Raw genomic sequence first — 9,284 nt, 5'->3', positions numbered from 1 at the left:
CGGTGCAGACGTTCATGGCGAACTTGCAGCGCGGCGCGAAGCGGCAGCAGACCGGCGGATTGATCAGGATCGGCACCGTGCCGCCGATCGCCTCCAGCCGCGTCTTGTGCTCGCTGTCGAGGTCGATTCGCGGGATCGACCGAATTAACCCTTGCGTATAGGGATGGCGGGGATCGCCGAACAGCTCGTCGACGGCCGCCTCCTCCACCACCTTGCCGGCATACATCACGACGACGCGCTGAGCGGTCTCGGCGACGACGCCCATGGCATGGGTGATCAACATCACCGCCATGCCGAAGCGTTCCTTCATGTCCTGCAATAGGTCCAGGATCTGCGCCTGGATGGTGACGTCGAGCGCAGTGGTCGGCTCGTCGGCGATGATCAGCTTCGGCTTGCAGGCGAGCGCCATCGCGATCATGACGCGTTGGCGCATGCCGCCGGAGAATTGATGCGGGTAGTTGTGCACGCGGCCTTCGGCGTTGGGGATCTGCACCAGCTTCAGCATCTCGATGGTGCGCTCGAGCGCCTGCTTCCTGGTTACCGCTTCATGCCGGCGCAGGCTCTCGGCGATCTGCTCGCCGATCGTGAGCACCGGATTGAGCGAGGTCATCGGCTCCTGGAAGATGAAGCCGATCTCCTTGGCCCTGATCTCGTCGAGCTGGTTGCTGGTCAGCGGCACGAGATCGCGGCCCTCGAAGATGATCTGCCCGGCCGCAATCCGGCCCGGCGGCATCGCGATGAGCTTCAGGATCGACATCGCGGTCACAGTCTTGCCGCAGCCGGACTCGCCGACGACGCAGAGCGTTTCGCCCCGGTTGATGGAGATGTCGACACCGTCGACGGCCTGAAGGATGCCGTCGTCGGTGGAGAAATGGGTTTTCAGGCCCTTGATCTCGAGCAGCGGCGCCATCAGATCACCCGCCGCGCATCGAGCGCGTCACGCAGGCCGTCGCCGATGAAGTTGATGGCGACCACCGCGATGAAGATCGCGCCGCCCGGGAAGAGCGCCCAGTGCGGGCCGATGTCGAGGAAATCCTTGGCGTCGTACAGCAGCCGTCCCCAGGTCGGGGTGTCAGGCGGAAAGCCGAGGCCGAGGAACGACAGCGTCGATTCCGCGATGATGGCAGCGGCGACGTCGATGGTGCCGGCGATGATCACCGGGCCTAGCGCATTGGGCAGGATGTGGCGCAGCACCTGCCGCACCGGACTGGCGCCGAGCGCGCGCGCCGCTTCCACGAACTCTTTTTCGCGGATCGACAGGAACTGCGCGCGCACGAGGCGGGCAACCGGCATCCAGCGCAGCCCCCCGATCACGAGCACGATCAGGATGAAGATGCCGCCTTCGGGGCCGAACGCGACCTTCAGCCCGTCGCGGAAGAGATAGATGAGCAACAGCAGCAGCGGCAGTTGCGGCAACGACAGGAACAGGTCGGTGAGCCACATCAACCCGTGCCCGAGCGCGCCGCGTGACATGCCTGCGAGCGCTCCGATCAGCGTGCCGATCAAGACCGAGACCAGCATGGCGGCGAGTCCGACCGCGAGCGAGATGCGGCCGCCATAGATCATGCGGGCGAGGATGTCCTGCCCGAGATCGTCGGTGCCAAAGGGGTGGGCAAGCGACGGCCCCTGCATACCTGCGATGACGTCGATCTCGTCGATCTTGACCCGCCAGACGAACGGACCGAACACGACTGCCAGCACCAGAACCAAGAGCAGAAACGCACTGACCACGGCAAGCTTGTGGCGGCTGTAACGCCGCCACGTCTCGCGCCAGGGCGAATAGACGCGCCGCTCAGCGGAGGGAGATGCGAGGGTCAAGCCAGCCATACAGGACGTCCGCGATGAGATTGAACAGGACCACGAGGCACGCGAAGACGAAGGTGACGGCCATCACCACCGGCGTATCGTTGGAGAGGATGGAGGAGATCAGCAGCGAGCCAATGCCGGGAATGCGGAAGATCTGCTCAGTGACGATGGCGCCCCCGAATACCGCGGGCATCTGCAACGCGATCAGCGTGACGACGGGGATCATGGCGTTGCGCATCACGTGCTTGATGATCACCGTGGCCTGGCCGAGGCCCTTGGCCCGCGCCGTGGTGACGTAGTCGAGCCGGATGACGTCGAGCATCGCCGAGCGCACGAAGCGCGTCATCGACGCCGCCTGGAACAGGCCGAGCACCGCCACCGGCATGATCGCCTGACGGATCATCTCCAGCACCCAGCGGATGCCGGTCGCCTTGATGTCGGTGGTATAGACGAACGGCAACCAGTCCAGCGTGATCGAGAAGATCAGGATGAACAGAATGCCGGTGAAGAAGGTCGGCAGCGAGAAGCCGACGAAGGCGAGCGTGTTTGCGACCTGATCGAACAGCGAATAGGGCTTCGTCGCGGCGTAGACACCGACGGGAATCGCGATCAGCAGCGCCAGGATCTGCGCCGAGCCGATCACGTAAAGCGTGGCGGGCAGGCGCTGGAGGATCAGCGTGTCGACGTTCATGCGGCTGACGAAGGAGAAGCCCCAGTCGCCGTGCAGCATGGCGTTGAGCCAGTGCAGGTAACGGAGGTAGATCGGATCGTCGAGGCCGAACTTGGCCCGGAGTGCGGCCTGCACTTCGGGCGGCACGTTCGGGTTGGTCGCCAGTTCGGAGAACGGGTCGCCGGGAGCCAGCGCAAGCACAAAGAACAGCACTGCCGAGATGCCGAGCAAGCTCGGAATCGCAATCAGCAGGCGACGCAGGACATACTGACTCATCAGGGAAGGATCCTTTTAGCGGACGTCCCTCACGCCTCCCGGTACCAGTCCTGGATGTTGTCGGTCTCGTTCGCCCAGCCGCTCAGCGCCGGCCGCAAGTTGTTGGCGGCGGCCTCGACCTTGAGGCGGTGCATCACCGGAATGAACACGGTGTCCTGCCACAACAGGTCGTTGCACTTGATGTAGAGCGCAGCGCGCTTGACCGGATCGGTCTCGGTCTCCGCCGCCGCGATGGCGGCATCATACTCCTTGTTGACGTAGCGCGGGAAGTTCTGCCCCTGCCACTTGTTCTCCTTGGTGGCCACATTGGCGGAGATGTAGCGGCGCATGTGCAAGGCCGGGTCAGGCTGCGTCATCGGGATCTGGAACTCCTCGATGTCCGCGTAGAACTTGGGATAGGTGTCGGGGTTGGCGACGTCCGACGAGAAGAACACCGAGGCGACGACCGATTTCAGCTCCACGTCGATACCGGCCTTCTGACAGGCCTGCTTGACGATGGCCTGGGTCTTCTGGCGCGGGCCGTTGGTCGAGGTCTGGTACAGAAGCTTGAACTTCTTGCCGTCTTTCTCGCGGATGCCGTCCGCTCCGACTCTCCACCCGGCGTCGTCGAGCATCTTCGACGCCTTCTCGATGTTGAACTCCCACGAGGTGTTCTTGGAGACGAACTTCTCGGGCCCGTTGAGGTAGTTGGCGGTGGTGCGGCCGGCGCGACCATAGATCGCCTTCTTGACGGAGTCGCGGTCGACGAGCAGGGCAAGCGCCTTGCGCACGTTCGGATCCGAGAGGATCGGATGCTTGGTCTTCATCGATGACCGTTCGCCATCGATCTCAGTGTTGGGATCGGTGAAGTTGATCGCGATGAACTCGATGTCGCCGCCGGTGGCGTAGAGCGTCTTGCCCTTGCCGCCCTTCTCCAGACGCAGCAGCACGTCGTCTTCGACCTGCATGTTCCAGGCGAAATCGAACTCGCCGGTCTGGATCACCGCGCGCGCCGCCGAGACGGCATCGCCGCCGCCCTTCATCTCGATCGTGTCGAAATGGGGACGGTTGGGCATGTGATAGTCGGGGTTGAGCTCGCCGCGGACCACATCGCCCGGCTTGAACTCGACGAACTTATAGGGACCGGTGCCGACCGGGGCCAGATTGTTCGGCGCCTCGCGAGATTTCGAACCCTTGTACTCCGCAAACAGATGCTTGGGGAGAACGCAGCCATAGGCCCCGACGAAGGCATTTGCCCAGAAGGGCGTCGGGGTCTTGAACAGGATGCGAATCGAGAGATCGTTGACCTTCTCGACCGTGATTTCACCATAGGTGCTGATGCTGACGGTAGCCGTGGCGGGATCGCTGGCGTATTGCCAGGTGAACACGAAGTCGTCGGCGGTAAGCGGCTTGCCGTCGTGCCATTTGACTCCCGGCTTGATCTTCCAAACCACCGATTTGGCATCGGCGGCGAGGCCGCCGTTTGCAAGCGAAGGAATCTCTGCAGCGAGGATCGGGTTGAGATTACCGTCGGCATCCCAGCTCGCGAGCGGCTCGTAAAAAAGCCGCGATCCGTCCTGGTCCTTGGTGCCGGTGGCGAAATGTGGATTGAGCAGCGTCGGCCCCTGCCACCACAGCAGCTTGAGAGGGCCGCCGCCCCCGCGCTTGGTCGGCTTGTAGACCGCCGGGCTCTGCGCCATGGCAACCCCGCCGAGCGCGAGGATCTGGTTGGCCAGGGGAGCGGTGAGACCAACCGCGGCGAGGCGCTTGACGAAGGCGCGGCGATCCATCCGTCCGTCTTTCACCTGGCCGATCATCGAACGCAGTTCTTTGTCCAGCATGGTTGTCCCCCCGTCTGGTTCCCATAGTGATGATGGCGGCCGAGAAGCGTCGGCGGCCCATTTGGCTGGGAATAGATGGCACACTGAATGGGGTGCACGTCAACAGGGACCGTGTGTATGCAAACGGTCTTCTGACTGCATGTTGGGCAAAAATTCGTTCTTCAGCCCATCCGTTCGGCAATCCAGCATCGAAACCTGCCGGATTGCGCGCTGCACTGCGGAAAATTTGTTCGGCGGATCAGACGAAGTATCGAGGCGAAACTATGCCACGGACATATCGAGCGGCGGCGCGACGTGGTCCGGCAGCGGACAGACGTAAGGCGTCTTGGCTGTCCGCCTTTGCAGATCCGCCTTGGCCGCCTGGATCAGCTCTGGTTCCGTCAGCGCCTTGATGCCGAGGCCGGCCATCGCCTTCGCCGCCTGCACCATGGCCTTGTGCGCGTGTGGGCTCTTGCCCTGCGCCACCACCTGCCAAGTGTGGAAGGGCGTACCGATTGCAACCGTCGGCGCATGGACCTGCACGGTCGGCACGACCCAGCTCACGTCGCCGACGTCGGTCGAGCCGACCAGCGGATTGCGCTTGGCGTCGAGCGGCACCAGGAAGTCGGCCAGCGGCCGATCGGTTGGCTCCATCCCGATCGCGTAATAGACGGAGGCGATGTCCTTGTCGCTCAGCGTCGCGCGGATCTGGCCGGCAAAGCTCTTGTCCGCGTCGTCGAAATGCGGCGGGCCGAGCTCTTCCATCAGCTGGTGCAGCGCTTGCTCCAGCGGCGCGTTCGGCAGGATGTTCGAGACCGCGGAGATGATCTTCATCTCGACCTTGGTCTCGGTCATCAGAGCTGCACCCTCTGCGATCTTGCTCACGCGCCCGACCAGCTCGTTCATGCCGGGCAGGTCGCGGGCGCGGATCGAATAGCGCACGCGCGCATGGGCCTGCACCACGTTGGGCGCAATGCCGCCGGTGTCGAGCAAGGCATAATGGACGCGCGCGTCGCTCGGCATATGCTCGCGCATGTAGTTCACGCCGACATTCATCAGCTCGACCGCATCGAGCGCGGAGCGGCCGAGATGCGGCGAGGCCGCCGCATGCGAGGTGCGGCCGGTGAAGATGAAATCCGCGCGCGTGTTGGCGAGCGAGGGGGTCACCGCCACCTCCCAGAAGCTGTGCGGATGCCAGGTGATGGCGATGTCGGCGTCCTCGAACGCGCCGGAACGCACCATGAAGGCCTTGGCCGCGCCGCCCTCTTCGGCCGGACAGCCATAATAGCGCACGCGTCCAGTCACCTTGTTCTCGGCGAGCCAGTCCTTCACCGCGGTCGCGGCGAGCAGTGCAGCGGAACCGAGCAGGTTGTGACCGCAGCCATGACCATGGCCGCCGGTTTCGACGGGGCGATGCTCGGCGACACCCGCCTCCTGGCTGAGGCCTGGCAGAGCGTCGTATTCACCCATGAAAGCGATGACCGGACCGCCCTCGCCCCACTCGCCCATCACCGCAGTCGGAATGCCGGCGACGTTCTCGGTGATGCGGAAGCCCTGATGGCGCAACTCGGCAAGATGTTCCGCGGCGGACCGCGCCTCGGTGTAGCACACCTCAGGCATGCCCCAGACCCTGTCGCTGAGGTCGATGAAACGCGCCTTGATCGTGTCGATGCCACGCCAGATGTCGCTGCGGTTGTCCATGCTCGTCGTCCGTGATCCCTGGTCAAACGAAGCGGCAAGGGTTAGCAGCTTAGGTAGGAGCCGCCTAGCAGCGGCAGGGGCACCAGCCATGCGGCCCGGCAGGGTCTCACGCACGGCCCAAGTCGACTGGCCACACGAACCACCGCACCACTACATTCTCGGCCTCGACAACGCGTCTTTACTGACAAACAGGAGGCGCCGCCGGAAGGCCGTCGGGCTCTCGGCAACCAGCACCCCCTTCAGAGATTGTAGACCGCCTGCAAAGAAGGGCTCCCGAAGCCCATTACCGTGAACCTCGGTCCATTCCGGTATCTGTAACCCGTAGACGCGCGCAAGGTGCTCCGCCACGGCCGCTGCATAGGCGTCGTGTACAGCGTCGATCGAAGCTGGCCGTTCTTCGATGGCCTGCTGGCGCGCGTGCGGGTTCGCGTAAAACCAATCGAGAAATTCGCGAAGCGAGGGATCGAACTTCTGCTCGCCAGCACGCACGCGGCGAACGACATCACTTAGCGTCGCGGGCTTCTTGCCGAACAGGCTCATGATTGGCTCGCCGGAGGCGTGTGATCGTCTTCAGGTCCGTCGAGATTTGAGAAAATCTCCTCGAGACCCAACCGGGTCTTGGGTTGAAGCATGTTCTGCGGATAGAATTTTTCGACCAATGTCAGTGCATCCCGGCTGTTCTTGACGCCTATCGCGCGTGCGAGGAGCTTGATATCATCAATGTCCGAGTTCGTTTCCACACCGCCGACACGCATCGCCCGGCATTTCATGGCAAACAAGTATTCCGGTCTGGCGGTGTAGACGCGGAGGCCGGGCTGATCCTCGGTGGGGTAGGTCTTAAATAGGGCCTTCACATCTGGGTCCGCGTCTCTCTTGCTCAACCACCCCTTCACTCCGTCGTTCAACCAGTTCTCGTCCCAGCCGAACTCCTCCGCCATCTCGGCCGCAAGCCTCTTGATGAAATCCTTGGTGCCTTCGAACACCGCGTCGACGTCTCCGGTGTTGATCTGCCGGTTCAAGGTCAACAGGAGGGCCGATCCGCCGTAGACCACGATTTCGACGGTACGGCCTGCGGCGTAGGCCCGGCGGCCAAGCTCGGTCAGTGCATTTTCCAGAGTCAGCCGATCGAAATTCTTGTCATCGCTCATGGCTTGTTCCACAGATGAGGGAACGATACGCCTGCCACATGGGACCGACAATGTCTTTTCGGGCGACGCCGGGACTTACAAGTCGCGCCTGCTCCAGAATTGCTGCATTTCCCGGCCGGTCCACGCAGGGCGGTCTTTAAAGAGAGGCGTTTGCATCATAGATTGTCTTTGATTTCACGCGGCGCTTCTTGCGCTGGAGGCATGTCAAAGCGCCAAGAGGACGACCAGGAGAACTCCATGCCCACCCTGACCGAATGGAGAGTGCCGCCGGCCAACCAGCCGCGAGCGAGCGACTACGGCTTCGATCTCGACCGCGCGCTCGGCTCCGTCGTCGGCCTGCACGCCATCATCCCGCCGGACGCCTTCAGCGCCGAGACGCTGGGCACCGAGCGCGCCGGCAACGGCGTCGTGATCGACGACGGGCTGGTGCTCACCATCGGTTACCTCATCACCGAGGCCGAGTCGGTCTGGCTGCACCGCGCCGACGGACGCGTGGTGGAAGGTCACGCGCTCGGCTTCGATTCCGAGACCGGGTTCGGGCTGGTGCAGGCGCTCGGCCAGCTCGACGTCGCCCCGCTGCCGCTCGGCTCGTCGGCGGCCACCCGGATCGGCGACCGCGTCGTGGTCGGCGGCGCCGGCGGGCGCACGCGCTCCGTCGCGAGCCAGATCGTGGCCAAGCAGGAATTCGCCGGCTATTGGGAATATCTGCTGGATGAAGCCATCTTCACCTATCCGGCGCATCCGAACTGGGGCGGGACGGCGCTGCTCAACGAGCGCGGCGAGCTGATCGGGATCGGCTCGCTCCAGCTCGACCGTGAACGCGACGGCAAGGCCGAGCACGTCAACATGATCGTGCCGATCGACGAGTTAAAGCCGGTCCTGGACGATTTGCGCAAGTTCGGCCGCGTCAACAAGCCGGCGCGGCCCTGGCTCGGGCTGTTCTCGACCGAGATCGACAACCGCGTGGTGGTGATCGGGATCTCCGCGGGCGGTCCGGCGGCGCGCGCCGAGCTCAAGACCGGCGACGTCATTCTCGCCGTCAACGGCGACAAGGTCACGAGCCAGACCGCGTTCTATAAGAAAATGTGGGCGCTCGGCGCGGCCGGGGTCGACGTGCCGCTCACCGTACACCACGAAGGCGTCACCTTCGACGTCACGGTGACCTCGACCGACCGCTTCAAGCTCCTCAAGGCGCCGAAGCTGCACTGACCCCATCATCGAGGAAGCAGGCGATGACCGAGGCCGTGGTGGACGACATCGTGGCCGTTCTGCCGCCGTTGCTCAATGCGTTGGAAGCCCTTGGCTTCTTTCAGCGGCATCTGCATCCGCCGGCCTTCGCCTCCGTGATGGATGCGATCGGCAGGCCGGATGAGGCGCTGCAGGCGGCGCGCGGCGCGATTCGAGAATGGCCGGAGCAGTTCGCTGGGCTGCGCGAGCGTCTCGATCGCGCCTGTGTCGAGACGCTCGCCGCGTTTGCCGGCATTCGTGAGGTCGAGCGTGGCCATGGCGATCTCGTCGCGGTCTTCCGCGCGCTGCGCCACCTGCCGCGCGCGCAGGAGGCACTGTATCCGCTGGCAGTGCAGTTTCCGCCGGTGAGCAGCTTCTTCCTCAACGCGGCCAACCGGGACAACGCGAATGTGTTGTCGCGGCTGGAGGCCGGCGCGGGCGAACATACCGGCATCTTCCACGATCACAACGAGCCCGGCAGCCGCGGCGGCTTCTCGGTCTATGTGCCCGAATACTACACCCCGGACCGGCCAGTGCCGCTGGTGATGGCGCTGCATGGCGGCAGCGGCAACGGCCGCGGCTTCCTGTGGAGCTGGCTCCGCGACGCGCGCAGTCTCGGCGCGATCCTGGTCGCGCCGACCGCGACCGGACCGACCT

8 protein-coding genes and 1 pseudogene are annotated in these 9,284 nt (G+C 64.2%); 2 read left to right on the top strand and 7 right to left on the bottom strand.

Going from position 1 to position 9,284, the window contains the following annotated elements:
* The 7 genes from JHD07_RS16400 to JHD07_RS16370 all read right to left on the bottom strand — a co-directional run.
* On the bottom strand, positions 1 to 910 hold a 910-nt coding region (locus JHD07_RS16400; protein ID WP_291623973.1), incomplete at its 3' end, for an ABC transporter ATP-binding protein.
* Positions 910 to 1,827, bottom strand: a complete 918-nt coding sequence (locus tag JHD07_RS16395; protein ID WP_291623971.1) for an ABC transporter permease — start codon at positions 1,825 to 1,827, stop codon at positions 910 to 912. The genes JHD07_RS16395 and JHD07_RS16400, both read right to left, overlap by 1 nt.
* The gene (locus JHD07_RS16390) at positions 1,793 to 2,752 is read right to left on the bottom strand and encodes an ABC transporter permease (protein ID WP_291623969.1); all 960 of its coding nucleotides are present in this window, start codon (positions 2,750 to 2,752) and stop codon (positions 1,793 to 1,795) included. The genes JHD07_RS16395 and JHD07_RS16390 overlap by 35 nt, the downstream gene beginning before the upstream one ends.
* A gap of 29 nt (positions 2,753 to 2,781) precedes the next feature.
* Entirely contained in the window at positions 2,782 to 4,572 is a 1,791-nt protein-coding gene (locus JHD07_RS16385) for a peptide ABC transporter substrate-binding protein (RefSeq protein ID WP_291623967.1), read from the bottom strand.
* Between the two features lie 261 nt (positions 4,573 to 4,833).
* Positions 4,834 to 6,252, bottom strand: coding sequence for a M20 family metallopeptidase (locus tag JHD07_RS16380; protein WP_291623965.1), 1,419 nt, complete (start codon positions 6,250 to 6,252; stop codon positions 4,834 to 4,836).
* A gap of 150 nt (positions 6,253 to 6,402) precedes the next feature.
* Positions 6,403 to 6,792 (bottom strand): hypothetical protein, encoded by a 390-nt coding sequence (locus tag JHD07_RS16375; RefSeq protein ID WP_291623963.1) that lies wholly within the window; start codon positions 6,790 to 6,792, stop codon positions 6,403 to 6,405.
* Positions 6,789 to 7,400: a hypothetical protein gene (locus tag JHD07_RS16370; RefSeq protein ID WP_291623961.1), complete on the bottom strand. Its 612-nt coding sequence runs from the start codon at positions 7,398 to 7,400 to the stop codon at positions 6,789 to 6,791. The genes JHD07_RS16375 and JHD07_RS16370 overlap by 4 nt, the downstream gene beginning before the upstream one ends.
* 237 nt (positions 7,401 to 7,637) lie before the next feature.
* Here JHD07_RS16370 and JHD07_RS16365 point away from each other — a divergent pair, with 237 nt between their 5' ends.
* Both JHD07_RS16365 and JHD07_RS16360 read left to right on the top strand, forming a co-directional pair.
* Positions 7,638 to 8,609, top strand: a complete 972-nt coding sequence (locus tag JHD07_RS16365) for a S1C family serine protease (protein ID WP_291623959.1) — start codon at positions 7,638 to 7,640, stop codon at positions 8,607 to 8,609.
* A 23-nt stretch (positions 8,610 to 8,632) separates the two neighbouring features.
* A pseudogene (locus JHD07_RS16360) lies at positions 8,633 to 9,284 on the top strand (phospholipase); the annotation flags it as partial.

The organism is Bradyrhizobium sp., from assembly GCF_016462955.1.
Lineage (GTDB): Bacteria > Pseudomonadota > Alphaproteobacteria > Rhizobiales > Xanthobacteraceae > Bradyrhizobium.
This window is presented reverse-complemented; position numbering and strand designations above follow the sequence as displayed.